The sequence below is a fragment of the Streptomyces sp. NPDC043996 genome (assembly GCF_056435225.1).
In genome coordinates, this window is record NZ_JBWKEY010000015.1 from 37,514 (window position 1) to 63,711 (window position 26,198).

Below are 26,198 nucleotides of genomic sequence, written 5' to 3' on the forward strand. Positions count from 1 at the left end.
ATCACTTGGTGGAAAGCGCCGGGAAGGTTCCGGGAGGGTTCCGGGCAGGATCCGGGCGGGTTCCGGAGTGCGCCGGGCGGCGGCCGGGTGCCGCCCTGGTGCAGGATGGGAGGCATGTCCGATGCCTTCACCACTCGCATCCTGCGCGTCGCGACCGGCTCGGCGGAGGCGGTCGTCGACCTCACCGACGACTGTGCCCGCTTCCTGCGCGAGGCGGCCGGGGGCCGCGACGGCCTCCTCAATGTCTTCGTCCCGCACGCCACGGCTGGCGTCGCCGTTCTGGAGACGGGCGCGGGCAGTGACAGGGATCTGCTCGCGGCCCTGCACACGCTCCTGCCCGCCGACGACCGCTGGCAGCACCGGCACGGCAGCCCCGGCCACGGCCGCGACCACGTCCTGCCCGCCCTCGTCGCCCCGCACGCGACGCTGCCCGTCATCGGCGGCCGCCTGGAGCTGGGCACTTGGCAGTCGGTGTGCCTGGTCGACACGAACAAGGACAACCCCGACCGCCAGGTCCGGTTGAGCTTCCTGGGCTAGGGGCCCCTCAGTCGCCCGGGGCCCCCGCGCGCAAGCCGTCCATCACGATGTCGAGGAGCTTGGCCGAGCGGGCCTGCCAGTCGCTGTGCGGGTCGATCTGCCACAGGCCCGCGATGGCGAGCAGGAAGTCGTCGGGCGTCAGGCCCGGGCGGATGGTGCCCGCCTCCTCGTTGGCGCGCAGCAGGGCGGTGATGGCCGCGGTGAGCGGGCCGTGGCCGAGCCCGGCGAAGCTGCCGTACGCGGTGGCCTTGCCCATCGCGTCGGCCAGGCCCGCCTTGGTCATGGCGTACCGGGCGAGGCGGTTCATCCACTCGCGCAGCGCCTGGTCGGGGGTGCGGGTGCGCAGCAACTGGCAGGCGGTGTCGGCGACTTGCTGCACCTCGTAGCGGTAGACCTCAAGGACGAGGGCCTCCCGGCTGGGGAAGTTGCGGTAGAACGTGCCCTGGCCGACGCCCGCCTTCTTGGCTATCGCGCTCAGCGGGGTGTCCGCGGACCGGGTCAGCTCGGCGAGGGCCACTTCGAGGATGCGCTCGCGGTTGCGCTGCGCGTCCGAGCGCAGGGGCGCGTTCTTTCGGTCGTCCACTCCTCGTCCTTCCGGGAATCGAGGCCGTCCGCCCTTGCTAAGCGGACAGCTGTCCGTTAGGTTCGGAGGTGACGGACAACTGTCCGCTTGGGTTCACCATATCGGCAGACCGGCTGGTCCGGGCGTGCGATGACGCCTCAAGGCCGCGCCCGCCCCCGCACCACAGCGCCGACGACCGGCTCCAGCGACCCGCACCACCCCGCACGCAGGCCCCACCAGCAGCGATCGCGCACTCTCCCGGAAGCCACCCCGCGGCCCCTCCTGGCCGCGCACCACGCCACTCCCTCGCCACGCATCCCGTACGTCACGGAGCGCGCACCCGGCGCGCGCACCCGTGTCCGCGAAAGAAGGCTTGACCATGGCCCCACTCCCGCCGCCGACCTCCAGCGTCATCACGCTGCACGTGAACGGAGAGAAGCACACCCTGCCCGTCGACCACCGCACCACGCTGCTCGACGCGCTGCGCGAACGCCTCGGTCTGACCGGCACGAAGAAGGGCTGCGACCAGGGCCAGTGCGGCGCCTGCACCGTGCTGATCGACGACCGCAGGGCCGTCTCCTGCCTCCAGCTCGCCGTGGCCGCCGAAGGGCGCGCCGTCACCACCATCGAAGGCGTCGCCGACGGCGACCGGCTGCACCCGGTGCAGCAGGCCTTCCTCGACCTCGACGGCTTCCAGTGCGGGTACTGCACGCCCGGGCAGATCTGCTCGGCGCTCGCCGTCCTCGACGAGCACGCGGCGGGCTGGCCCAGCGCCGCCACCGCCGACGTGCGGCCCGAGGCGGGCGCCCCGCGGCTGACCGCCGAGGAGATCCAGGAGCGCATGAGCGGCAACCTGTGCCGGTGCGGCGCCTATGTGTCGATCGTCAAGGCGGTCGAGCGCGCGGCGGCCACGGCCCAGGCGGAGCGAGCCGACGACGGTGCCAAGGAGGCCGTGGCGTGAGGGAGTTCGGGTATCTGCGCGCACCGGACGTCTCCGGCGCGCTCGCCCTGCACGGCGCCGACGGCGCGACCCGCTTCCTCGCGGGCGGCACCAACCTCGTCGACCTGATGAAGCTCGGCGTGGAGCGCCCCGAGCGGCTCGTCGACGTCACCGAGCTGCCCCTGGACCGGATCGAGGCGACCCCCGACGGCGGCCTGCGCATCGGCGCCACCGTCACCAACAGCGACCTCGCCGCCGACCTCCACGTCCGCGACCGCTACCCGGCGCTGTCCCAGGCGGTCCTCGCCGGCGCCTCCGGCCAGCTGCGGAACATGGCCACGGTGGGCGGCAACCTCCTCCAGCGCACCCGCTGCGCCTACTTCACCGACCTGGCGCGGCCCTGCAACAAGCGGACGCCCGGCAGCGGCTGCGCCGCCGTGCGCGGCGAGCACCGCAACCACGCGATCCTCGGCGCCACCGAGCACTGCGTGGCCGTGCACCCCTCGGACATGGGCGTCGCGCTCACCGCCTTCGACGCGGTGGTCACGTACGAAACCCTCGACGGGCCCGGCGAGTCGCCGCTCACGGAGTTCTATCTTCCGGTCGGCGACACGCCCCACGAGGAGACCGCGCTGCCGACCGGCGCCCTGATCACCGGCGTCACCCTGCCGCCCGCCCCCGTCGCCGCGCGCTCCCGCTACCGCAAGGTGCGCGAACGCGCCTCGTACGCCTTCGCGATCGGCTCGCTCGCCGCGGCCCTGGACGTGCGGGACGGAGTCGTGCGCGACGTCAGGATCGCCCTCGGCGCGGTGGCGTCCCGGCCCTGGCGGGCCCGCGCCGCCGAGCGTGCGCTGCTCGGGAAGCGGGCGGACGCGGAGGCGTTCGCCGCCGCCGCGGACGCCGAACTGGCGGCCGCGGCCCCCCTGCCCGACAACGCCTACAAGGTGACCTTGACCCGCAACCTCATGACCGCCGTCCTGACCGAACTCGCCGAGGAGGCGGGCCGATGACCACCGCCACCAGCGCTACGGGCGTCACCGCCGCCGTCGGCACCAGCCACACGCGCGTCGAGGGCCGGGAGAAGGTCACCGGCGCCGCGCGCTACGCGAGCGAGATCCCCTTCGGTGAGCTCGCCCACGGCTGGCTGGTGCTCTCCACCGTCGCCCGCGGCCGCGTGCTCGCCGTGGAGAGCGGGCCCGCGCTGCGGATGCCGGGCGTGCTCGCCGTCGTGCACCACGGCAACGCGCCGCGCGTCAACGCCGGTTACGCGGGCACGCTCGGGCCGCCCGACCCCGTCGTCGGCCTCTTCCAGCACGACCGCGTACCGTACGCGGGCTGGCCCGTCGCCCTCGTCGTCGCCGAGACCTCCGAGCAGGCCAGGGAGGCCGCGGAAGCGCTCCAGGTGCGGTACGAGACCGAGGCGCACGACATCGGCTTCCGCACCGACCACCCGGACACGTACACGCCCCAGAGCGTCCTCGGCGCGCCCAACGAGGCCGAGAAGGGCGACCTGGAGGCCGAACTCGCCGCGTCCGCCGTCGTGCTTGACCAGCGCTACACCACCCCCGAAGAGCACCACAACCCGATGGAGCCGCACGCGGCGACGGCCCGCTGGGACGGCGGCAGGCTCGAAGTCGTCGACTCCAACCAGGGCAGCCGATGGGTGGCCGAGGAGCTCGCCCAGCTGTTCTCGCTCGACCTGGCATCGGTGCGGGTGCGGTCCGAGCACGTCGGCGGCGCCTTCGGCTCCAAGGGCGTACGGCCGCACCAGGTGGCCGCGGCGATGGCGGCCACGGTCCTTGACCGGCCCGTCCGCGTCGTCCTGACGCGCCGCCAGATGTTCTCGGTGATCGGCTACCGCAGCGCCACCACCCAGCGGGTGCGCCTCGGCGCCGACCCCGACGGACGGCTGCGGGCCCTCGGGCACGAGGCACACAGCGTGACGTCGAAGCTGTTCGAGTTCGTCGAGGGCAGCGCCCTGTTCGGACGAGTGATGTACGCCTGCGACGCCCACCACTCCGTCAACCGCCTGGTGCCGCTGGACGTGCCCACGCCGACGTGGATGCGCGCGCCCGGCGAGGCGCCGGGCTCGTTCGCCCTGGAGTGCGCCCTGGACGAGCTCGCCGAGCGGTGCGGCATCGACCCGATCGCCCTGCGCGAGCGCAACGAACCGGCCGTCGGCCCCGTCTCCGGCCTGCCGTTCGGCAGCCGCAACCTCCTGGCCTGCTTCCGCGAGGGCGCCCGCCGCTTCGGCTGGGCCGAGCGCGACCCGCGCCCCGGCGTCCGCCGCGAGGGGCGCTGGCTCCTTGGCACCGGCATGGCCTCGGCCACGTACTCCGCCGGGGCCGCGCCCTCCACGGCGGCCCTGACCGCGGAGGCCGACGGCACCTTCACCGTGCGGATCACCGCGGCGGACGTCGGCACCGGGGCCCGGACGGCGCTGACGCAGATCGCCGCCGACGCCCTGGAGGTGACTCCGGGACAGGTGCGCGTGCGCATCGCGGACAGCGACTACGGCATGGCCTGGCTCGCGGGCGGCTCCATGGGCACGCGCTCCTGGGGCTGGGCCGTCGCCCTCGCCGCCCGCGAGCTGCGCGAGCGCCTGGCCCTCGGCGGCGCCGTGCCGCCGGAGGGCATCACCGTGCGCTCCGACACCACCGAGGCCATCAAGGCCCTGGCGAAGAAGGAACGCCACTCCTTCGGCGCGCAGTTCGCCGAGGTCGCCGTGGACACGGCCACCGGCGAGGTGCGCGTGCGCAGGATGCTCGGCGTCTTCGCCGCGGGCCGCATCGTCAACCCGCTGACCGCGCGCAGCCAGCTCGTCGGCGGCATGACGTGGGGCCTGTCGATGGCGCTGCACGAGGAGGCCGCGCGGGACAGGCCATCGGGCACCCCCGTCGGCGCCGACCTCGCGGGCTACCACTTCGCCGCGCACGCCGACGTGCCGCCCATCGAGGCGGACTGGGTGGAGGACGTCGACGCGGACGACCCGGTCGGGATCAAGGGCCTCGGTGAGATCGGCATCGTCGGCGTCGCCGCGGCGATCGCCAACGCCGTGTGGCACGCGACCGGCGTGCGCCACCGTGACCTGCCGATCCGCCCGGACCGGGTGCTGCTCGCGGGCGCCCCGGCGACGCGGCCGGGCGGCGCGGTGGACGGGACCGGGCGTGCTTGACCTCGCCGACGAGCTGCTGCGCTGGGCCGATGAGGGGCGGTCCTTCGCCGTCGCGACCGTCGTCGCCGTCGGCGGCAGCGCCCCGCGCGGCCCCGGCGCCGCCCTGGCCGTCGACAGCGCGGGCACGGCCATCGGCTCCGTCTCCGGCGGCTGCGTGGAAGGCGCGGTGTACGACCTGTGCCAGCGCGCCCTGGACGAAGGCCGCCCGGTGGTCGAGGAGTTCGGCTACAGCGACGAGGACGCCTTCGCCACCGGACTCACCTGCGGCGGCACCCTCCAGGTCCTGGTGGTGCCGGTCCCCGTGGACGCCCCGGACCGGGAGCCGGTCGTCGAGGCGCTCGGCGCGGCCGCCCGCGGCGAGCCCACCGCGCTCGTCCGGGTGGCCCGGGGTCCTGAACACCTCCTTGGCCGGTCCCTGCTGGTGCGCGGCGACGGCTCGTACGTCGGCGGGTTCGGCGGCGACTCGGGCATCCCGGTCGTCCCGGACCAGGGCTCGTACCGTACGGGTCATACGGACCGTACGGGCACGGACGTGCCCCTTCCCGCCCCGGACCTGGAGCGTACGGCCGTGGCTGAGGCCCGCGCGCTGCTCGAGGCGGGCCGCACCGGCACCGTCGAGGTGTCCGAGGACGGTTCGCGCTGCCCGGGCGGGGTGACGCTGCTCGTCGAGTCGCGCGTGCCGCCCCCGCGCATGATCGTGTTCGGTGCCGTGGACTTCGCGGCGGCCCTGGTCCGCGCGGGCAAGCTGCTCGGCTACCACGTGACGGTGTGCGACGCCCGTGCGGTGTTCGCCACCCGGGCCCGCTTCCCCGACGCCGACGAGGTCGTGGTCGACTGGCCGCACCGCTATCTGCGGCGCACCGGCACGGACGCCCGCACGGTGGTGTGCGTGCTCACGCACGACGCCAAGTTCGACGTGCCCGTCCTGGAGGTGGCGCTGCGCCTGCCCCTCGCGTTCGTCGGTGCGATGGGCTCGCGGCGCACCCACGACGACCGTGCGCGGCGGCTGCGCGCGGTGGGCGTCACCGAGGCTGAACTGGCCCTGCTGCACTCGCCGATCGGGCTCGACCTCGGTGCGCGCACCCCCGAGGAGACCGCCGTGTCCATCGCCGCCGAGATCGTGGCGACGCGGCGCGGCGGCACCGGGGCGTCGCTCACGGGCGGCCGCGTGCCGATCCACCGGGACGAGGCGGCGGGGGCGGCAGCCGTGGCGGGGGCGCGGACGGTGGCGGCGGGCGCCTGACGCACCTGGCCGCGCGCCGCCGCGCCCCCGCGCCTCGGCGGTGAGACACCCTTCAGCGAGCCCCGGCGGCCCCGCGCCCGCCGGAGCTCACGACTTGGCGCACACGTCGTCGCCCTGAGGCGCCTCCTGCGGCGCCCGCGCCCCCCGCTCCCCGTGCCCGAAGGGCAGGAACTGCTCCTCCACGAGCAGCAGCAGCGCCGCCACCGTCATCAGGCCGCCCACGAGGAACGTGCCCTCGACGCCGATGTGGGGGAGCAGCAGGCTGCCCGCGAGGGCGCCCGCGGCCACCCCGGCGTTGTAGGCGGCGCTGTTCGCCGCGACGGCCGTCTCCGTGCGGCCCGGCGCGAAGTGCATGACCTGGCTCTGCGTGGCCATGAAGATCGGGCCGAGGGACGCCCCGAGGAACACGATCATGACGACGGCCACGGCCCGCGAGTCGCCCGCCGCGTACAGGCCGAGCAGCGCCACCGCCTGCGTCGCCACCGGCAGGGTGAGCGTGGCGCGCGGGAAGCGGTCCAGGAGCCGCCCGTACACGGCGACGCCGACGATGCCCGTGACGCCGAGGACGAGCAGCAGCGTGCTCACCGAGGACTCGGAGAACCCGCTCTCGTCCACGAGGAACTCCGAGACGTAGGTGTACCCGGCGAACACGCCCGTGACCGTGAGCGCCGTGACGATCAGGACCACCGCGAACCGGCGCCTGTCCGGCGCCACGCCGCGCACCGCGTGCCCCTCCTCCGGCGGTGACGTCGGCAGGGCCGTGGCGATCACCACCATCGCGGGGATCGCGAGCGCGCCCACCACCAGGAACGGCACCTGCCAGCTGGTGTGCTGGCCGAGCCAGGTGCCGCCGGGCACGCCGAGGACCAGCGCGGCCGAACCGCCCACGGACAGCGCTCCGATGACGCGCCCGCGCACGTGCGGCGGGAACATCCCCACCGCGACCGGCCCCATGACCGCCCAGAACAGCGCCTGGGCCACCGCCGTGACCAGACGGCTGGCCATCAGCACCCAGTACGAGGAGACAAGGGCGGCCACCACGCTCGCGAGCAACAGCGCGGCCAGCAGGGCGCAGAGGACGAGGCGGCGCGGCACCGAGCGGGTCACCTGGGCGATCGGCACCGAGATGACGGCGACGGTGAGGCCGTAGCCGGACACCAGCAGACCGATGGCGGACAGCGACTTATCCAGGTCGTCCGACATCAGCTTGAGGATGCCGATCGGCAGATTCTCCGTGGTGTTGAACGCGAACGCGCCCAGCATGAGCGCGCCGACCACGGCCACACCGCGTCGGTTCACCGTCTTCTCCGTCGCCATCCATCCTCCACGTTCACCGTGCGTACACAAAAGGGCGGCAGTCCGCGTTCTGGCTGTTCTCGCTTCAACTGGCTCGCGGTACCGGGTTTGGGCACGGAGAGGAGAAGATCCGGCAGAACAGCCGCAGGCCAGCGTAGACGCTGACCGGCGAAGTGTGGCCGAAGCAGGTCGATTTGGCTGATTGATTTGCCGCTAAGGGCGGGATTGGCGGATCAGTAAGCGGCAGGCCGGATGCTTGCATTCCGTGACCTGGCCCTGCGTCACGCTAGGGGTATGGACGTTCGATCAAGTGAGCTGTAGGCTGCACCTGTTGATCAGCGCCCCCACCAAACCCCCCACCAATCTTCCATCAAACCCCCCACCGTCTCCCAGTCTTCGCACTGTTTCCCCACCTCATGGGTATGCACGACAAAGGAATTGAGTTCGTGGCGCCCGTATGGTGGCGTCGATTTAAGCATGTGTCCCCGCAAGGAGCGAACGTTGCTTAATGGCGAAAGAACAGATTTCCCCTTGCTCGCCACACAGTTGCGCACTTGGCTCGCCCAGTTGGAAGACTTAAACAACCCTGTTTACTGCATTTGCGACCACCTTGACATTCGCGGCCGAATCGATCCCGAGCTGATGGACGCCGCGCATGAACACGTCGAACGGGAAGCCGAGGCCCTGCGCCTCGCCGTGCGGACCGTCGACGGCGAGCACCGGCAGTTCCCGAGGGCCGCGACAGCACCCTTGCGCCGAGTGGACCTGAGCGGGGAAGCCACCCCGGATACGGCCGCGCGCGCCTGGATGGAAACCGAGGCCCAACGGCCCGTCGACCCCGAGCAGTTGTGCACGGCGGCCCTCGTCAAAGTGGCCGACGACCATTACCTCCTCTACCGGCGGGTGCACCACGCCGTCGTCGACGGCTACAGCCTCGCGCTCATCTTCAACCGCACCGCGGCGGTCTATACGGCGCTCGCCCAGGGGAACTCCCCGGGCGACGGCGGATTTCCGCCGTACGCACGCCTGGTGGACACCGAGGCCGCCTACCGCGCGAGCAAGAGCCACGCGCGCGACCGCGCGCACTGGCTGCGGAAGCTGGCCGACCACCCCGAGCCGGTCAGCCCTTCGGGGCGCACGGGCGGCGTCGCCGTGGCCCGGCGGCGCACCGCCGAGCTCACCCCCGACCGCGTCGGACGCCTGGAGCACGCGGCCGGAGAGCTGGGCGTGACCTGGTCCGATCTGGCCGTCAGCGTCATGGCGGTCCATGTGGCGCGGGCCACCGGGTCCGGCGAGCTGCTGCTCGGCCTGCCGACCGGCGGGCGGCTCAGCCCGCAGGTGCGCACCGTCCCCGGCATGACCATGAACATCCTGCCGCTGCGCCTCACCGTGGACCCCACGGCCCCGCTCGTGGACTTCGCGCGGCGGACCTCGCGGGAGATCAGAGAAGTCCTGCTGCACTCCCGCTATCCCACCGCCGAGATCTCCAGGGAAATCGCGGAGAACGGCGGCGGCACCCGGCTGTGGGGACCCATGGTCAACGTGATGCGGTTCGACTACGAACTGGACTTCGCTGGGGCACAGGGGTCCCTGCGCACCACGTCGATCCCGCTCACCGTCGATATGACCGTGTACTTCTTCCAGACCTCCGCCGACGGCACCACGGAAGTCATCCTGGACGCCCATCCCGAGCTCTACAGCGCCCAGGAAACGGAACGGCACCAGGACGCTCTGCTCGGCCTCCTTGACGCCGTCGAGAAGGCCGCGCCGCACACCGCGGTGGGCGACCTCGGCAACTGAGCAACAGTAGGCGACAGCACACGTAACAACGCGCGGCAGCGCCATGCGCCCGTCGTCCCACCGGCCGACGGAATGCCGCCGTGCCGTCATGCCCCCATGCGCCACCGCACGCGCCGTGCGGCGCGGCACGCCCGCGCCCGCGACCGGGAAACGCCACTGGGACAGCTACGGGAATAACGAGGGAAGACGATGGATCTGACAGCGGACGACGCCGTCGACCCGGCCACGAAGAATCCGCAGGAGGCCACCGAACTCAGAGCAGCACTGAAACACCTGCGCACCGAACCCCGGGGGTGGGTGTTCTCCCTCAAACTCGCGCTCTGCGCGACTCTCACCGCGATCGGTGTGGTCGCGGTGGTGCAGCCCGAATGGTGGTGGCGCGCCACCGGAGTCGTACTGATCGGCTGCATGCTCGCGCACGCCGCCGAGCTCCAGCACGAGACCCTGCACAATCTCGCCTATCGCAGCCGCCGCGCGAACACCGTCACCGGGGTGATCCTCGGCCTGCCGATGCTGATTTCCTTCGCGGCCTACAAAGCGGCGCACATGCGTCACCACCGCGACCTCGGCACGCCGATGAACCGGGAATTCTTCGACTACGGCGACCAGTACGGCACCGAGCGGCGCTCCACGTTCCGCAGGGGCGTGGACTGGGCGGTGCGCTTCACGATGGTCCACCACTACGCGCTGTTCGTGGCGAACCTCGGACGCTCCCTGGCGGGGCGGGAATTCAGCGGCGAGAGCGTACGCGTCTCACGCCGCATCCGGCGCGACCACTTCCTCGCGCTCGGCGCGCTTCTCGGCCTCGGCGGCCTTTCCCTGGCCCTGGGCTCGGCGCTGATCCTGTGGGTGTGGCTGATCCCGCTCGTGCTCGTCGCGGGCCCGGTGCACGCCCTCATCGAACTGCCGGAGCACCACGGCTGCGAAACGCTCAACCGCGACCCGTTCGCCAACACCCGGACGATTCGCTCCAACCGCCTCCTGACGTGGTTCACCAACGGCAACAACTACCACGTCGAACACCATCTGATGCCGAACCTGCCGCTGGAGCGGCTGCCGGTCCTTCACACCGAGGTCCATGACCGCATCAAGTACTTCCACCGCGGCTACATCGCGTACTTCAGCACGTTCGTCCGCGGCCAGGCCGCCGAGAGGAGCAGCAGGTGACCGTGGACTTCCGGGTGGCGAGGACCGCGGCGGACAAGGCCGACGTCCTGCGCCTTCGTGACGCCGTATACGTCTCCGACCAGGGCAGACTCGCCGATGCCGGGGACACCGCCGCGACCTTCGACCGCTTCGACGCGTACGCCGAGTACATCGTGGGATACGCCGACGGGCAGCCGGTCGGCACCGTCAAGGTCGTGCCCGACTCGGCGGCCGGACTGCCCTGCGACGACACCGTGGACATCTCGGAACTCCGTAAGGGCCACCGCCTCGTGGAATTCGGGCACTTGATGACCCTGCCCGAAGTGCGGCACCGCGAAATAGGCATGGCCCTCATGCGCGAGGCCGTCGTCCACAGCGCCAGGAAGCACGACATGACGCACATCCTCGGCGACTTCTTCGTGGACGACTCCGAAGGCCTCAGGGGCTTCTACAAGGAAATCGGCTTCTTCGCGCTCCACGAGCCCTATGAGGACACCCGGTTCAAGGGCTCGCCGCTCAGTCTCGTCGCCGCGCTCGACGTCACGGAGGCGGTGCGCCGGGCCCGCACCCCCGAGGGCAAGAAGAGCCGGCTCCTGCAGTACTTCTTCGGCGACTACGACACCTACACGCGAGAGGAGGCGGGCCATGCGGACACAGCGGCAACGCCTCGCTGAGACGAAGGCGGCCCACAACCACCCGGCCTACGCCAAGATGGCGTTCGTCATGGGCTGCGGCGTCCAGGGCGTGGGCGCGGGCAGCCGGGTCCTGGACGGCGAGGGGACCTCCCACCTCGCCCTGTTCGACCAGTACGGCAACCAGTCCTTCGGCTACTCCCACCCCCGGATCGTCGCCGCGGTGCGCGAGCAGCTCGACACCGGCGTCCTCAACAGCACGAAGATCATGTTCGAGGAGGTGCAGATCCGGCTCTCGGAGCGGCTCGCCGAGGCCACCGGCGGCCGCCTGCCGTACTCGTACCTCGCCAACGGCGGCGGCGAGACCATCGACAACGCGCTGAAGCTGGCCCGCGCCGCGACCGGCCGCCCCGGCGTGATCAGCGCCCGCGGCTGCTTCCACGGCAAGACGTTCGCCACGCTCAGCGCCTCCGACCGGCCCGAACACCGGGAGCTGCTCGGCCCGTTCATGGAGCACTTCCAGCAGGTCGCCTTCGGGGACCTGGACGAGCTCGCCGCCGCCCTCGACGACACCGTCGCCGCCGTGCTCCTGGAACCCGTGCAGGCCGAGGCGGGCGTGATCGTGCCGCCGCCCGGCTACCTCCAGGAGGTGCGCAGGCTGTGCACCGAGGCGGGCGCGCTGCTGATCCTGGACGAGATGCAGACGGCGTTCGGCCGCTGCGGCACGTTCTTCGCGTACGAGCAGTTCGGCGTCATCCCCGACCTGGTGTGCGTGGGCAAGGCCTTCGGCGGTGGCGTCCTGCCGCTGTCCGCGGTCCTTGGCACCGCGGCGGTCTGGGAGGTCCTGCGCGTGCTGCCCTCCACCTTCGGCTCCAGCCTCGGCGGCAACCCGCTGTCGTGCCGCGTGGGCCTCGAATCCCTCGCGATCGCCTCCGACGAGGCGTTCCTGACCGGCGTCAAGGAACGCGCGGCGCGGATCGACGCCCGGCTCACCGCCGCGGCCGCCCGCTACCCCGGCCTCATCGCCGAACACCGCGGCCTCGGCATGATGCACGGCCTGGAGTTCACCGACGGCGCCACCGCGGGGCTCGTCCTCGGGCGGCTCCTGGAGGAGGGCGTCACCTCCACCTACTCGCTGTACCACGCGAACGTCCTGCGCGTGCAGCCGCCCATGGTGATCTCCCCGGAGGACCTCGACCACGGCCTGTCCGTCCTCGAGGGCATCCTCGCCGAGGTCGACGAGCACCGCCGCACCCGGGCCGCCCGCGGCGAGGGCGAGCCGACGGCCGAGCTGTCCCCGGTGACCCGCGCCGTCCGCCTGCCGCACCCGCCCGAGCGCGTCCTCGACCTGCTGCACGCGCGGCCGCGGCTCCTCGACCCGTTCGCCGCGGACCCCGAGGCGACGGCACCGGCGGGCCGCACCGAGGAGTTCGCCGGGCGGCTCGGCGACGACGCCGTGGTCTGGGCGGACCGGGCTGAGCTCCTCGACGACGGCGTCCGGCTTACCGCCGAACCCGGCTGGCTGTGGCACTCCCTGGACCGCCGCGCGCGGGTCGAAGCGGACGGCGACGGCAGCCTCCTTCAGGTCGACATCGCCTGGGACACCGACAGCGGCGCGTACGAGGACATGCTCGGCGGCCGCGTCGGATTCCTGGCGGGCGCGCGCCTCGCCGACCTCCTGCCCGCCCTGGACGCCGCCCTGAAGGCGGCGGCCGACCCCGACCAGACACCGCACCCGAAAAGGAAGTCGGCCGACCGGTGACCATGAACCTCGCGGGCCTTCTGGACCGCTCCCACACCCACACCACCGCCCGCGTCATCGAGATCGACGTCAAGGGCAAGCGCCGCGAACTCACCCAGAGCGAGCTCACGGCCCTCGCGCGCACCCGGGCCGAAGCCCTCGCCGCCGCGGGCGTGCGCCCCGGCCACCTCATCGGCATCCGCGCGGCCAACAGCCTCGACTGGATCGCCTGGGACCTCGCGGCCCTCGCCGCCGGAGCGCGCCTGAAGGCGTTCGCCGACTCCACGGAGATCCCCGACCCCGCTGCCTTCCTCGCCGAGCACGGCCTCGCCCTGCTGATCGCGGACGAGCCCGTCCCCGCGGAGCACCCGGCCGTCGTACGGCCCGACTCGCTCCCCGGCGCGGCGGTCGTCCCGCCCACGGCCACCGTCGTCGAGACCGCCGACGTGCACAGCCTCGTCTACTCCTCGGGGACCTCAGGACGCCTCAAGGGCCTGGAGATCAGCGCCAAGGGCACCGAGTACGTCATCAACCGCTTCATCGAGGCCTTCGACATCACCGAGCGGGACCGGCACCTGATCTTCCTGCCGCTCCCCAACTTCCAGCAGCGGCTGTCCGTCTACGTGTGCCTGTGGCTGGGCGCGGACCTGGTGCTCGCCCCCTACCAGCGGGTCTTCCAGGCCGTGCGCAAGGAGAGCCCGACGTTCCTGATCGGGCCGCCGGTGTTCTACGACACGCTGCTCCAGCTCCATGTGAAGTCCGGCGGCGGCGCCTCGCTCGCCGACTTCCTCGGCGGCCGCGTCCGCTTCATGATCACGGGCATGGCGCCGATCCGCCGCGAGACCCTGGACGGCTTCTGGGAGCGGGACATCGCACTCCTGGAGGCCTACGGCCTCACCGAGACCGGCATGGTCGCCTGGAACACCCCCGGCGACCACCGCGTCGGCACCGTGGGGCGCCTCATCGACCCGGAGGCCGTGACCTTCCTCGACGACGGCGAGGTCCTCATCAACCGGCCCGCCCCGCTCGGCCGCGGCTACTTCTTCACCGACGGCGACGACACGGCCGCCGAGATCTTCCAACCCGACGGCACCATCCTCACCGGCGACTACGGCCGCCTCGACGAGGACGGCTTCCTGACCCTGATCGGACGCAAGAAGGACGTCATCGCGCTCGGCAGCGGCCGCAAGGTCCACCCCGCCGAGATCGAGGCCGCCTTCGCCGGGGTCGAGGGCGTCTCGGAGATCATCGTGGTCCCCACGCCGCAGTCCGGGCGGCTCGGCGCCATCGTGACCCCGAGCGACCCCGGGGACACCGCGCTGCGCGCCGCCATCGAGAAGGGCGTGGAGGCGGTCAACGCCGCCCTCGACCCGCACGAGCGCGTGATGTCCCTGGTCTTCTCCGCCACCCCGCTGCGCTCCGACGCGTCCTTCATGACCGCGAACCTGAAGCTCAGCCGGGCCCGCGCCGCCGCCCACTTCGCCGAGGCCGTGGCGGGCACCGACGCCGGGGCGGGGCGCTGATGGCCCCGGCCGCCACCGGCGCGCCCCCGATCGTGGACGCCCAGGTGCAGCTCGGCAGCCAACTGGCCATCCCCCGGGCGTTCCTGGAGTACCAGGCGGACAACGCGCACCACCGCGTGACCGCCTACGGCCACGCCACCAAGCGCACCCGCATGCTGGACCGGGTCCTTTCCCTGCACCAGGACGACGACGCGGACCGGCTCGTCGCCGAGCTGGACGAGGCCGGGGTCGACGAGGCGTTCCTGGTGGTGCCGGACTACTCGCACGTGGCGCGGTGCGCGCTCACGCCGCCGGAACTCGCCGCCCATCTGGACCAGGTGAACCGTCGGCACGCGGGCCGCTTCCGGGTGTTCTGGGGGGTGGACCCGCGCGGCGGCCAGGACGGCGTCGACCTGTTCGAGCGGTGCGTCACCGAGTACGGCTTCGCGGGCCTGAAGCTGTACCCGCTGTGCGGCTACTCGCCCAGCGACCGGCGTCTCTACCCGTACTTCGAGATCTGCGCGGGCCACGGCCTGCCCGTCCTCAGCCACACGGGGCCCGGCTGGGGGCAGCTGGAGTTCTCCTACGGGACGCCGCTGCTGATCGACGAGGCCGCACGGGACTTCCCCGGGGTGAACTTCATCCTCGGGCATGGCGGGGTCACCCACGTCGAGGAGGCCACGTACCTGTGCGCGCACCGGCCCAACGTGTACCTCGACATCAGCCAGTTCCACGCGGCCCTCGCCGCCGACGGCTGGCAGGCCCATCTGAACCGGCTGTTCCGCCTCGGCGTCTCCCACAAGATCCTCTTCGGCACGTGCTGGCCCTCCTACCGGCTCTCGGAGTCGCTGCCCGCGCTGGTCGCGGAGTTCGCCAAGGGGCGGCCCGCGGTGGCCGGGCTGAGGGAGGCGGACCGCCGCATGATCCTCGGCGGGAACGCCCTGCGGCTGGTCGGCGGGGACACCAAGGGCAACGACAGCACCAAGAACAACGACAGCACCAAGAACAACGACAGCTCCATGAGCAACGACAGCACCAAGAGCGACAACAGCACCAAGGGCACTAAAGGCACCAAGGAAGACAGCAGCGTCACGGACCGGGGAGGCAGGGCATGAGCACGGATGTCGCAGAGCTGGAGCAGCAGCTGGTCGAATGGGTGGAGCGGTGGATCGAGGGAGATGTGGACGACGAGGGCGCGTCCCTGATCACGCCGGTGACCAACCTCAGCCACACCGGACTCCTCGACTCCATGGCCGTCGTCGGCCTCATCTCGTACCTGGAGGAACAGGCCGACGCCGAGTTCGACTTCGCCACCTTCGACCCCCACCACGGGGTCAGCATCCGCGGCCTGATCAAGCACTGCGTCGGATGACCGGGATCTTCGACGGCCACTGCCACGTGGCGTCAAGCCGCTTCATCCCGCGGCGCTTCGTGGAGGACGTGGCGAGCAACCTGTGCTGCCGCCTCGGCGCCATGAACGCGGCGCCGTCGCACGGCAGGGTCGTGGCGGGGCTCGCGGCCCAGCACGAGGACCACCTCGCCGACGGCCTCGTCAGCGAGATGGACGCGGCGGGGGTGGAGCGGGCCGTGCTGCTCGTGCCCGACTTCGGCCTGCGGATGGAGGGCACGGCGACGCCCGAGGAGGCGGCCCGGCACCACCACGAGATCCGGCTGCGCCACCCCGGACGCTTCTGGGTCTACATCGGGGTCGACCCGCGCCGGGGTCCCGAGGGCGTGCGCGCCTTCGAGCGGATGGTCGACGCCTACGGCCTGGACGGCGTGAAGCTGTACCCGCCGTGCGGCTACTCGCCGTCGGATCCCGGCATGTACCCGTACTACGAGATCTGCGCGGCCCGTTCGCTGCCGGTGTTCGTGCACACGGGGCCGACCGCCCGCAGCCTCGACTACGAGCCCGCGCACCCGATGAACGTCGACCGCGCGGCGCGGGACTTCCCCGCGGTGGACTTCGTCCTCGGGCACGGCGGCCTCACCCACGTCGAGACCTGCGCGTACCTGGCGGCGTACCGGCCCAACGTCTATCTGGACACGGGCGGGTTCGCGAGCGCGCCGAGCCTGTCCTCCTGGCCCGAGCACCTGAACCGGCTGTTCCGGCTCGGCGTCAACCACAAGATCGTATTCGGTACGGACTGGCCGCTCGGCCGCCTCAACGGCGGGCTCAAGGGCCTGATCTCCGAGGTCGTCGAAGGGCCGACGGTCTTCGCGGGGGTGTCCGCGAAGGACCGGGACCTGCTGCTGCGCGAGAACCTGCTGCGCGTCCTGGCGCCGGGCAGCCGCCCGGCCGGGTGAGGCACGGCGAGCGGCGCACATCAGCGGACCGGCGGGGCCTTCGGCGGGTCGGCAGGCCAGTAGGTGAGTAGGTCAGTAGGCCGGTAGGTCATGCGGCGGGCGCATGAGCGGAGCGGTCAGCAGCGGCATGAACGGCATCAGCGCATCAGCGCATCAGCGCATCAGCGGCATCAGTGGCACGAGCGCGGCCAAGAACGGCACGAGCGCGGTCAGGAACGGCACGAGCGCCGTCAGGGACGGCGGCGCGCGACAGCGTCGAGCGGACGAACCAAGGGGCTGGACAATGGCTATCACCGGATCGGACAGCGCTTTCACCGACCACAGGACGCGGACGCTCCCACCCATCGGGACGTCCGCCACGCTCGTGGACCTGTTCGCGGCCCAGGTGGCCAAGCACCCCCACCGCACGGCCCTGACCTGCGGTGACGAGCGGCTCGACTACGCCGCCCTGAACGCGCGCGCCAACCGGCTCGCGCACGCCCTGCTCGCCCGGGGCGCGGGCCCCGAACAGCTCGTCGCCCTGGCCCTGCCGCGGTCCGTGGACGCCGTCGTCGCGGTACTCGCCGTCCTGAAGACGGGCGCCGGATACCTGCCGCTCGACCTGGACCACCCGGCGGGGCGGATCGAGCGGACGCTCGCCGACGCCCGCCCCGTGCTGTTGCTCAGCCAGGACCCGATGGACGTCGCCGCCGAGCTGCCGCGCCTGGTCCTGTCCGCCCGGGGCACCGCCGAGGAGCTCGCCGTCCGCCCCGCGACCGACCCAGGGCCCCGCGACCGTCTCGCGCCCCTCGGCCCCGAGAACACCGCCTACGTCATCTACACGTCCGGGTCCACCGGCCGCCCCAAGGGCGTGGCGGTCTCGCACCTGAACGTCATCCGCCTGTTCACCGCGACGGCCGACGAGTTCCGCTTCGACGAGCACGACGTGTGGAGCCTCTTCCACTCGTACGCCTTCGACGTCTCGGTGTGGGAGATCTGGGGCGCGCTGCTGCACGGCGGCAGGCTCGTGGTCGTACCGTACGAGACGAGCCGCACCCCCGAGCGCTTCCGGGCGCTGCTCGCCACGGAGCGCGTGACGGTGCTCAGCCAGACGCCATCGGCCTTCTACCCGCTGATGGAGGCCGACCGCTCCGGGGCACCCGGCGGTGAACTCGCCCTGCGCCTGGTGGTGTTCGCGGGCGAGGCCCTCGACTTCGGCAGGCTCGCGCCCTGGTACGAGCGGCACCGCGACGACGCCCCGGTCCTGGTGAACATGTACGGCATCACCGAGACCACCGTCCACACCACGATCACCCGGCTCACCGCCCCGGACGCGGCCCCCGGTGCCGCCAGCCGCGTCGGCGTCGGCATCCGCGACCTGTCCCTGTACGTCCTCGACGAGGCGCTGCGCCCGGCGCCGCCCGGAGCGGCGGGGGAGCTGTACGTCGCCGGGCCCGGCGTGACGCGCGGCTATCTCGGCCGCCCGGAGCTGACCGCCCAGCGGTTCGTGGCCGACCCCTTCGGGCCGCCCGGCAGCCGGATGTACCGCAGCGGCGACGTGGTCCGCTGGAGCGAGCGGGGCGAGCTGGAGTTCATCGGCCGCGCCGACCAGCAGATCAAGATCCGCGGCTTCCGCATCGAGCCCGGCGAGATCGAGGCCGCGCTCCTGACCCACCCGGCCGCGCGGCAGGCCGCCGTCGTCGCCCGCGAGGACACCCCCGGCGACAAGCGCCTGGTCGCGTACGTCGTCCCGGAGAACCGGGCGGGGGCGGACGAGGGCGCGGCGGCCGCGCGGCAGGTCCGGGACTGGGAGAAGGTCTTCGACGCCCAGTACGCCGATGCCGCCGCTGCCGCTGCCGCTGCCGCTGCCGCTGCCGCTGCCGCTGCCGTCGCCACCGTGGCCGCCGACGCGGCCACGGCCGACGCGGATGCCGGGCCCGGCCAGGGCGCGGACCAACTCCCCGGATTCGGCGAGAACTTCGCCACCTGGTACGACAGCTACACCGACCGGCGGCCCATCCCGGCCGAGCACATGCGCGAGTGGCGTGACACCACCGTGCGGCGCCTGCGCGCGCTGCGGCCCCGCCGTGTCCTGGAGATCGGCGTGGGCACCGGACTGCTCCTGTCCCGGCTCGCCCCGGACTGCGAGGAGTACGTGGGCACGGACGTCTCCGCGCGGGCCGTGGCGGCGCTCGGTGAGGAGGTCGCCGCCCGGCCCGGCCTCGCCCGCCGGGTGCGCCTTCGCCACCAGGCCGCGCACGACAGCACCGGTCTTCCGCGCGGCCACTTCGACGTGGTCGTCGTCAACTCCGTGGCCCAGTACTTCCCCAGCGCCGCCTACCTCATGGACGTCCTTGACCGCGCCCTCGACCACACCGCGCCGGGCGGCGCCGTGTTCGTCGGCGACGTCCGCGACCTGCGCTCCCTGCGGCCCTTCGGCACCGCCGCGCACCTGCGCCGCGCCGCCCCCGACGCGGACCCCGCCACGGTCCGCCGCGCCGTGGAGCGCGCCCTGGTCCGCGAGGAGGAACTGCTGCTCGCCCCGGACTTCTTCCACGCCTTCGCGGCCCGCGCCGAGGCCGTCGGCGCGGTGGACGTCCAGGTGCGGCGCGGCCGGTTCCACAACGAGATGACCCGCTACCGCTACGACGCCGTCCTGCACAAGGCGCCCGCCACCCGGGCCCCCGCGACCGGTCCCCGGCTGCGCTTCGGCGAGGACCTGCCCGGCACCGGCGCCCTCGCCGCCCACCTGGAGGAGCACGCCCCCGACCGGCTCCGGCTGCTCGGCGTCCCCAACGCCCGCACCGCCCAAGAGGCAGCGGCGGCCCGGGCGTTCGACAACGGCGCCACCGTCGCCGACGCCCACCGCGCCCTCGCGGCCGCCCCCGGCGGCGTCGACCCCGAGGACCTGTACGCGCTCGGCGAGCGCCTCGGCTACCGCGTCGCGGTCACCCCCGCCGCGACGGCCGTGGACGCCGTGGACGCGCTGTTCGTACGGCTCAGGGGCACCCCCGGCGACACCGGCACCGGCGCCCCCGAACACGACGAGCCGTACGCACCGGACACCGCGCCCGGCGACCCGCTCGCCCACGCCTCCAGCCCCGGCGCCGCCCGGCGCGGCGGCCGCCTCCCCGCCGACCTGCGCGCCCATCTGCGTGAGCGGCTGCCCGACTACATGCTGCCGTCGGCGGTGGTGCTCCTGGAGCGCCTTCCGCTGACCGTCAACGGCAAGCTGGACCGGCGGGCCCTGCCCGCCCCGGTCGTCGAGGCCCAGTCCACCCGGGCCCCGCGCACCGAGCGCGAAGGCGTGCTGTGCGCCCTGTTCGCCGAGGTCCTCGGCGTGGACGGCGTCGGCGTCGACGACGACTTCTTCGCGCTCGGCGGCCACTCCCTGCTCGCCACGCGGCTCGCCGCCCGGGTCCGCGCCAGGCTCGGCGCGGAGCTCGCCGTGCGCACCCTCTTCGAGCACCCCACCGTCGCCGCCCTCGCCCGCGCGCTCGCCCCGGCGCCGGACGCGGCCCCCGCCCGGCCCGCGCTGCGCGCCGGTGCGCGGCCCGACCCGCTGCCGCTGTCCTTCGCCCAGCGCCGCCTGTGGTTCCTGCACCGCCTCGAAGGCGGCAGCCGCGCCTACAACGTCCCCTGGACGCTGCGGTTCACCGGCGCGCTCGACGTGCCCGCGCTGCGCGCCGCCGTCGCCGACCTCGTCGCCCGCCACGAGTCCCTGCGCACCGTCTTCCCCGACCGCGACGGCGAGCCCTACCAGCGCGTGCTCGCCCCGGAGCGGGCGCGCCCCCCGCTGGAGGTGACGGACACGCCCGAGGCGGACCTGGCGGGACTGCTCACCGCGGCCAGCGCCCACCCCTTCGACCTGGCGGGCGAGATTCCCGTACGGGCCCACCTGTTCCGCGTCGGTGCCCGCGAGCACGTGCTGCTGCTCCTCGTCCACCACATCGCCTGCGACGGCTGGTCGTTCGCGCCGATCGCCGAGGACCTGATGGCGGCGTACGAGGCGCGCGCGGCGGGCCGCGAAGACGGCGGCGGAACGGCGTCAGGCGCCGCCGACGCCGTCCAGTACGCGGACTACTCCCTGTGGCAGCGCGACGTGCTCGGTGACGCCGCCGACCCGTCGAGCCCGCTCGCCCGCCAGCTCGCCTACTGGCGCCGCCAACTCGCCGGTCTGCCCGGCCAGGTGGACCTGCCCTCCGCCCGCCCCCGCCCCGCCGAGCCGACCTACGGCGGCGAGACGCTCTCCGTGGCCTGGGACGCCGAGCTGCACCGGCGCCTCGCCACGCTCGCCCAGGAGACCGGGACCAGCCTGTTCATGGTCCTGCAGGCCGGGCTCGCGACGCTGCTCACGCGGCTCGGCGCCGGACACGACATCCCCATCGGCTCGCCGATCGCGGGCCGCACCGACCAGGGGCTCGACCGCTCGGTCGGCTTCTTCGTCAACACCCTCGTCATCCGCAACGACACCTCCGGCAACCCCACCTTCCGCGACCTGCTGCACCGCGTGCGCGACGTGGCCCTGAGCGCGTACGACCACCAGGACGTGCCCTTCGAGCACCTGGTGGACGAGCTCAACCCGCCCCGCGCGATCGGCCGCCACCCGCTCTTCCAGGTCTCGCTCGTCCTGCAGAACGCGCCCGCGCCCCGCCTCAGGACCCCGGGGCTCGACGTCACCACCGGGCTGCTGCACCCCGGTTCGGCCCGCTTCGACCTGCTCCTGAACGTCGAGGAACGCCTCACCCCCGACGGGCGGCCCGCGGGCCTCACCGGCTTCCTGGAGTACAGCACCGACCTGTTCGAGCCCGAGGCCGTGGGCACCCTCGCCACCCGCCTCGCCCGGCTCCTGAGCGCGGCCGCCGACGCCCCGCACACGCCGATCGGGCGCCTGGACGTGCTCAGCGCCAAGGAGCGGCGCCTGCTGATCGAGGAGTGGAACGACACCGCGCGGCCCGTGCCGCCCGTCACCGTGCCGGAGATGTTCGAGCGGCAGGCCGCCCTGACCCCGGACGCCATCGCCGTCGTCCACGGCGGAATCCGCCTTTCGTACGCGGAGCTGAACGCGCGGGCGAACCGGCTCGCGCACCGGCTCATCGCCGCGGGCACCGGCACCGAAGACCTCGTCGCCCTGGCCCTGCCGCGCTCCGCCGACCTGATCGTGGCGCTCCTCGCCGTCCTGAAGTCCGGCGCCGCCTATCTGCCGATCGAACTGCGCCACCCCGCCGACCGCATCGCCTACATGCTCGCCGACGCCGCCCCCGCCTGCGTGGTGACCACCGCCGACACGACCTGCCCGCTGCCGGACTCCGTGCCCCGCGTGCTCCTGGACGGCGAACCGGGCGCGTACCCCGACACCACCGACCCCACCGACCGCGACCGGACGGCCCCCCTCACCCCCGCCAACGCCGCGTACGTGCTCTACACCTCGGGCTCGACCGGCCGCCCCAAGGGCGTCGTGGTCCCGCACGCCAACGTCGTGGACCTCGTGCTGTGGGGCCGCGAGGAGCTGGGCCCCGAGCGGCTCGCCAAGGTGCTCGCCGCCACGCCCGCCACCTTCGACGTGGCCGTCTTCGAGGTCTTCGCGCCGCTGCTCACGGGCGGCCGCCTCGACGTCTTCGCCGATGTGCTCGCGCTCGCCGAGGACGCGGGCGGACAGTGGTCGGGCAGCCTCATCTGCGCCGTGCCCTCGGCCCTTTCGCACCTCGTCGCCAGGCACGACGTCCGGCTGCGGGCCGACGTCGTCGCGCTCGGCGGCGAGGCGCTGACCTCGCACACCCTCGCCGAGGTCCGCGCCGCCGTGCCCGGGGCGCGCGTCGGCAACCTCTACGGCCCCACCGAGGCGACCGTCTACAGCACCGCCGCGTTCCCCGACGCCGCCGACACGTCCGCCCCGCCCATCGGCCGCGTCGTCCGCAACACCCGCGCGTACGTCCTCGACGCGCACCTCCAGGCCGTGCCGGTGGGCGTGACCGGCGAGCTGTACGTCGCGGGGGCCGGTCTCGCCCGCGGCTACCTCGGCCGCCCCGGTCTGACCGCCGACCGGTTCGTGCCCGACCCGTTCGGGGGGCCCGGTGAGCGGATGTACCGCACCGGCGACGTGGTCCGCCGCCGCGCCGACGGCGCCCTGGACTACCTCGGCCGCGCCGACGACCAGGTCAAGCTGCGGGGCTTCCGCATCGAGCTCGGCGAGGTGGAGTCCGCGCTCGCCGCCCACCCAGGCCTCGCCCGGGCCGCGGCGGCCGTCCGCGAGGACCGGCCCGGCGACGCCCGCCTGGTGGCGTACTGCGTCCCCGCCCCCGAGGCGCCCGGCGTCCCCGACGCCGCCGAACTGCGCGCCCATCTGGCCCGCTCCCTGCCCGAGTACATGATCCCGTCGGTGTTCGTGCCGCTGGCACAGCTGCCGCTGAACCCCAGCGGCAAGCTGGACCGGCGGGCCCTGCCCGCGCCCGACGAGACGGCCGCGCCGTCCGCGGGGCAAGCCCCGCGCACCCCCACCGAGGCGGCCCTGTGCGCGCTGTTCGCCGAAGCCCTGGACCGTGCGGACATCGGCGTCGACGACAGCTTCTTCGACGTCGGCGGGCACTCCCTGCTCGCCGTCAAGCTCGTCACCCGCATCCGCGCGGCCCTGGACGTGGAGCTCGGCATCCGGGCCGTGTTCGAGGCCCCCACCGTCGCCGCGCTCGCCGCACGCCTGGACAGCGAGGGGGCGCGCCGCTGACCGGGGGCCCCGCGACGGCACCCGTCACGGGCGCAGCGTGACCGTGAAGCTGCGCCCGTACGCGCGGCGGGTGTCGACGTCGATCCGGGTCCCGCCCGGCACCGCCCGCACCCGCACCCCGTCGTCCGCGTCGACGGGGCGCAGCGTCCGGCCGCGCAGCAGCACGCCGACGCTGTCCCTGGCCATCGTCGGATCGGACACGGCGAGCGCGGTCCGCCCGCCGCCGCGCCGCCCGGGCGCCCGCACCAGGACGGAAGCGGCCCCCTCGACCCGCAGGCCACGCCCGACGTCGTGCCGCCCGGGCACGAAGGTGTTCACGGCCGTCAGACCGAGCCCGGCGTGCGTCACCGCCTGGACGCGCGGCGAGTTGGCGATGACCCGCACCGCGTCGTACGCCGTGAGCCGGTCCTCGCGGGCGTGGGGCACCAGGGCATACGCGAGCCGCACCGGCGCGGCACCGGCCTCCTGCTCCACGCGCACGGCGAACACCTGACGGGTCACGGCGGTGTCCGGGTTCGCCGTGCGCACCGCGCGGCGGCTGCGGGTGACCCGGTCCAGGGCGACCCGCACCGGGGGCGCGTCCAGGAACACGTACCCCACCGCCGCGCCCCGTGCGCGGTCGGCGAAGCGCAGCCAGGACAGCGCGCCCACCCCCGTGCCGCTCCAGGGGCGTCCGTCGCGCAGCGCCCCCGTGAGGGAGACCTCGCCGTCCGGGTCGGCGATCCGCGTGTCCACGGTCGTGGTGAGAGCCCGCCCGGCCGCGTCCCGTACGCCCGCAGCGAGGACCACGACCTCCTCGTCGAACAGGAACCACGACTTGGCGGCCGACGCGTTGCGGTACGTCACGAAGTCCTCGGGCAGCAGCGCCCGGTCGCGATGGGCGACATCGCTGGACAGCGTCATCCCGGCGGCGCCGTACGCCCCGAGCACGGCACCGCCCGAGAAACGATTCGTCCCGCGCGGGAAGTACACGTACGTGTTCTGCGACTCGGACGACGACGTGAACCGCAGCGGATGGCCGGGGTTGTCGTAGTACGGCTTGCCGTACAGCTCGGGCACGGTCCGCCGGTGCTCGACCGGCGCCGTGACCCCGGCGAGGCCGTAGGGCGCCACAACGGTGAAGTAGTCGACGCCGAACGCCTGCGTCTGGTCCTGCCCGGACAGATACAGGTAGTGGGCGCCCTCGCCCTGGAACCACGGCATCAGGTTCTCGCCGTTCATGTACTCGTACTTGCTGATCCGCTCCGAACTGCGGGCGACGGCGAAGGCGTAACCGGGCCTGCGGTGCACGGTCTTGTCCATGGCGTTGAAGGCGACGCTGCGCGCGGCCGGATTGAGGTCGGCGGCGGGGACGGACGCGTCGGCGAGGATGTCCGCGTAGCGCACGACGCTCACCGGGGACACGAACCGGCCGGGGTCGAGCGCGACGCGGGACGTCTCCCGCACGTGCTTCACATACCCCTTCAGAGCCGTCGCGTCGGCGCCGCGCGCCAGCGAGGCGAGGTCGACGACGGCCTCGACGACGACCCCCACGTCCGTGTAGCCGGAGTCCGTGCGGGACACCGCGCGCCCCTTGACGATCTCCATCATCCAGCCCTCGAAGACCACCGGGGCGAAGCCGTCCCGCACCCACCCAAGGACGACCGGCACCAGCTCCTCGCCGTGCGCGAACCCCGTTCCTTCGAGGAACTTCAAGGTCTGCACGACGCGCGTCAGCAGACCCTTGCCGTACGACCCGGTGTAGGCCACCGACGCGTGCTGGATGAACGATCCGTCGGCGTAATAGCCGTCCGTGACCCCGTGCTTGAGGTCGTAGGGGTCGACGGTCGCGAACACCGTCAGCTGGTCGGTGAGCGCCTTGCGCACCCGCGCGTCGTCGCCGAGCAGCACGCCCTGCAGCACGCGGTTGGTGGTGATGTCCGCGAGGTTGGCCCCGGTGTGGAACCGGGAGTCCAGGTTCACGTCCCCGTTCGTGCCGTTGCGCAGATACGCGTCCATGGAGGCGACGTACGTGCGCAGCAGGCCGGGGCGGTGGGCGGCCACCGTGTCGGCGAGCAGCACCAGCGTCTTGCTGACGTGCTGGGAGATCCCGATCTCCCAGTGGAACCAGTTGCCGTAGTAGCCCCTGGCCTGGTCGCCGTAGTACCGCTCGTGCAGCCACACCAGGCCGTCGACGACGCGCCGCCGCACGGCCTCGTTCCCGTACAGGCCGGGGGAGGGGAGGCCGGGTGTCCGGGTGGCGAGCGCGATCTCGTACAGCTTGCGGAACGCGGTGTTGAGGTGCGCCTCGTCCGTGCCGAGCGGCAGTCCGTCGAAGAGTTCACCGGCGCCCGCCGCGTCCATGGCCCTCAGGTTGGTGCGGGCGGCGCTCTCGACGGCGGCGAGCTTGGCGGCGACCTCGGGGCGGGCGTTGACGGCCGCCGTGCCGGCGAACACGGCGACCACGTTGGCGAGCAGCCGCTCCCGGTCGGCGGCGGTCGCCTGCCGCGAGGGCAGCACGGTCAGCAGCCCGGCGGCGGCGAGGGCGGAGAGCAGACGTCTGCGGGTGAGGTCCATGGGGTCCTCCGCGAGGGGGATGGCCTTCTCGGCGGGCGGAGTCAAGCAGAGGGGCGGGGCG

At 73.3% G+C, this 26,198-nt stretch carries 16 protein-coding genes and 1 pseudogene; 14 read left to right on the top strand and 3 right to left on the bottom strand.

What is annotated here, in order from left to right; translation table 11 throughout:
- Nucleotides 1-114: 114 nt before the first annotated feature.
- A complete protein-coding gene (locus AC07A4_RS32825; protein ID WP_478605783.1) occupies nucleotides 115-537 on the top strand; it encodes a secondary thiamine-phosphate synthase enzyme YjbQ in 423 nt (140 codons plus the stop codon).
- 7 nt (nucleotides 538-544) lie between these two features.
- Here the strand turns inward: AC07A4_RS32825 and AC07A4_RS32830 are convergent, their stop codons facing one another.
- A complete protein-coding gene (locus tag AC07A4_RS32830; protein ID WP_478605785.1) occupies nucleotides 545-1,120 on the bottom strand; it encodes a TetR/AcrR family transcriptional regulator in 576 nt (191 codons plus the stop codon).
- 358 nt (nucleotides 1,121-1,478) lie between these two features.
- On the opposite strand from AC07A4_RS32830, the gene AC07A4_RS32835 reads away from it, so the two are divergent.
- The 4 genes from AC07A4_RS32835 to AC07A4_RS32850 are packed head-to-tail and all read left to right on the top strand — an operon-like array spanning nucleotide 1,479 to nucleotide 6,457.
- On the top strand, nucleotides 1,479-2,060 hold the full coding sequence (locus AC07A4_RS32835; protein ID WP_478605788.1) for a 2Fe-2S iron-sulfur cluster-binding protein: 582 nt from the start codon (nucleotides 1,479-1,481) through the stop codon (nucleotides 2,058-2,060).
- Nucleotides 2,057-3,049 (top strand): FAD binding domain-containing protein, encoded by a 993-nt coding sequence (locus AC07A4_RS32840; RefSeq protein WP_478605791.1) that lies wholly within the window; start codon nucleotides 2,057-2,059, stop codon nucleotides 3,047-3,049. The genes AC07A4_RS32835 and AC07A4_RS32840 overlap by 4 nt, the downstream gene beginning before the upstream one ends.
- A complete protein-coding gene (locus tag AC07A4_RS32845; protein WP_478605794.1) occupies nucleotides 3,046-5,214 on the top strand; it encodes a xanthine dehydrogenase family protein molybdopterin-binding subunit in 2,169 nt (722 codons plus the stop codon). The genes AC07A4_RS32840 and AC07A4_RS32845 overlap by 4 nt, the downstream gene beginning before the upstream one ends.
- Nucleotides 5,207-6,457 carry an XdhC family protein gene (locus tag AC07A4_RS32850; RefSeq protein ID WP_478605797.1) on the top strand — a complete coding sequence of 417 codons (1,251 nt, stop codon included), beginning with the start codon at nucleotides 5,207-5,209 and terminating at the stop codon, nucleotides 6,455-6,457. The genes AC07A4_RS32845 and AC07A4_RS32850 overlap by 8 nt, the downstream gene beginning before the upstream one ends.
- Nucleotides 6,458-6,544: 87 nt before the next feature.
- Here the strand turns inward: AC07A4_RS32850 and AC07A4_RS32855 are convergent, their stop codons facing one another.
- Nucleotides 6,545-7,774: an MFS transporter gene (locus AC07A4_RS32855; RefSeq protein ID WP_478605799.1), complete on the bottom strand. Its 1,230-nt coding sequence runs from the start codon at nucleotides 7,772-7,774 to the stop codon at nucleotides 6,545-6,547.
- 456 nt (nucleotides 7,775-8,230) lie between these two features.
- Here AC07A4_RS32855 and AC07A4_RS32860 point away from each other — a divergent pair, with 456 nt between their 5' ends.
- The 9 genes and pseudogenes from AC07A4_RS32860 to AC07A4_RS32900 form a co-directional block, all read left to right on the top strand.
- On the top strand, nucleotides 8,231-9,553 hold the full coding sequence (locus AC07A4_RS32860) for a condensation domain-containing protein (RefSeq protein WP_478605802.1): 1,323 nt from the start codon (nucleotides 8,231-8,233) through the stop codon (nucleotides 9,551-9,553).
- A gap of 189 nt (nucleotides 9,554-9,742) precedes the next feature.
- Nucleotides 9,743-10,720 (top strand): fatty acid desaturase family protein, encoded by a 978-nt coding sequence (locus tag AC07A4_RS32865; RefSeq protein ID WP_478605805.1) that lies wholly within the window; start codon nucleotides 9,743-9,745, stop codon nucleotides 10,718-10,720.
- Entirely contained in the window at nucleotides 10,717-11,373 is a 657-nt protein-coding gene (locus AC07A4_RS32870) for a GNAT family N-acetyltransferase (protein ID WP_478605807.1), read from the top strand. The genes AC07A4_RS32865 and AC07A4_RS32870 overlap by 4 nt, the downstream gene beginning before the upstream one ends.
- On the top strand, nucleotides 11,345-13,093 hold the full coding sequence (locus tag AC07A4_RS32875) for an aspartate aminotransferase family protein (RefSeq protein ID WP_478605809.1): 1,749 nt from the start codon (nucleotides 11,345-11,347) through the stop codon (nucleotides 13,091-13,093). The genes AC07A4_RS32870 and AC07A4_RS32875 overlap by 29 nt, the downstream gene beginning before the upstream one ends.
- A 2-nt stretch (nucleotides 13,094-13,095) precedes the next feature.
- Complete coding sequence (locus AC07A4_RS32880) at nucleotides 13,096-14,595, top strand: AMP-binding protein (RefSeq protein WP_478606248.1); 1,500 nt, start codon at nucleotides 13,096-13,098, stop codon at nucleotides 14,593-14,595.
- Entirely contained in the window at nucleotides 14,595-15,689 is a 1,095-nt protein-coding gene (locus AC07A4_RS32885) for an amidohydrolase family protein (protein WP_478605812.1), read from the top strand. The genes AC07A4_RS32880 and AC07A4_RS32885 overlap by 1 nt, the downstream gene beginning before the upstream one ends.
- Entirely contained in the window at nucleotides 15,686-15,946 is a 261-nt protein-coding gene (locus tag AC07A4_RS32890) for a hypothetical protein (RefSeq protein ID WP_478605814.1), read from the top strand. Before AC07A4_RS32885 ends, AC07A4_RS32890 begins: the two co-directional genes overlap by 4 nt.
- Entirely contained in the window at nucleotides 15,943-16,881 is a 939-nt protein-coding gene (locus AC07A4_RS32895) for an amidohydrolase family protein (protein WP_478605817.1), read from the top strand. The genes AC07A4_RS32890 and AC07A4_RS32895 overlap by 4 nt, the downstream gene beginning before the upstream one ends.
- A gap of 340 nt (nucleotides 16,882-17,221) precedes the next feature.
- Nucleotides 17,222-23,581 (top strand): annotated as a pseudogene (locus tag AC07A4_RS32900) (amino acid adenylation domain-containing protein); the annotation flags it as partial.
- A 24-nt stretch (nucleotides 23,582-23,605) separates the two neighbouring features.
- On the opposite strand, the gene AC07A4_RS32905 reads toward AC07A4_RS32900, so the two are convergent.
- A complete protein-coding gene (locus AC07A4_RS32905; RefSeq protein ID WP_478605819.1) occupies nucleotides 23,606-26,137 on the bottom strand; it encodes a polysaccharide lyase family 8 super-sandwich domain-containing protein in 2,532 nt (843 codons plus the stop codon).
- Nucleotides 26,138-26,198 lie beyond the last annotated feature (61 nt).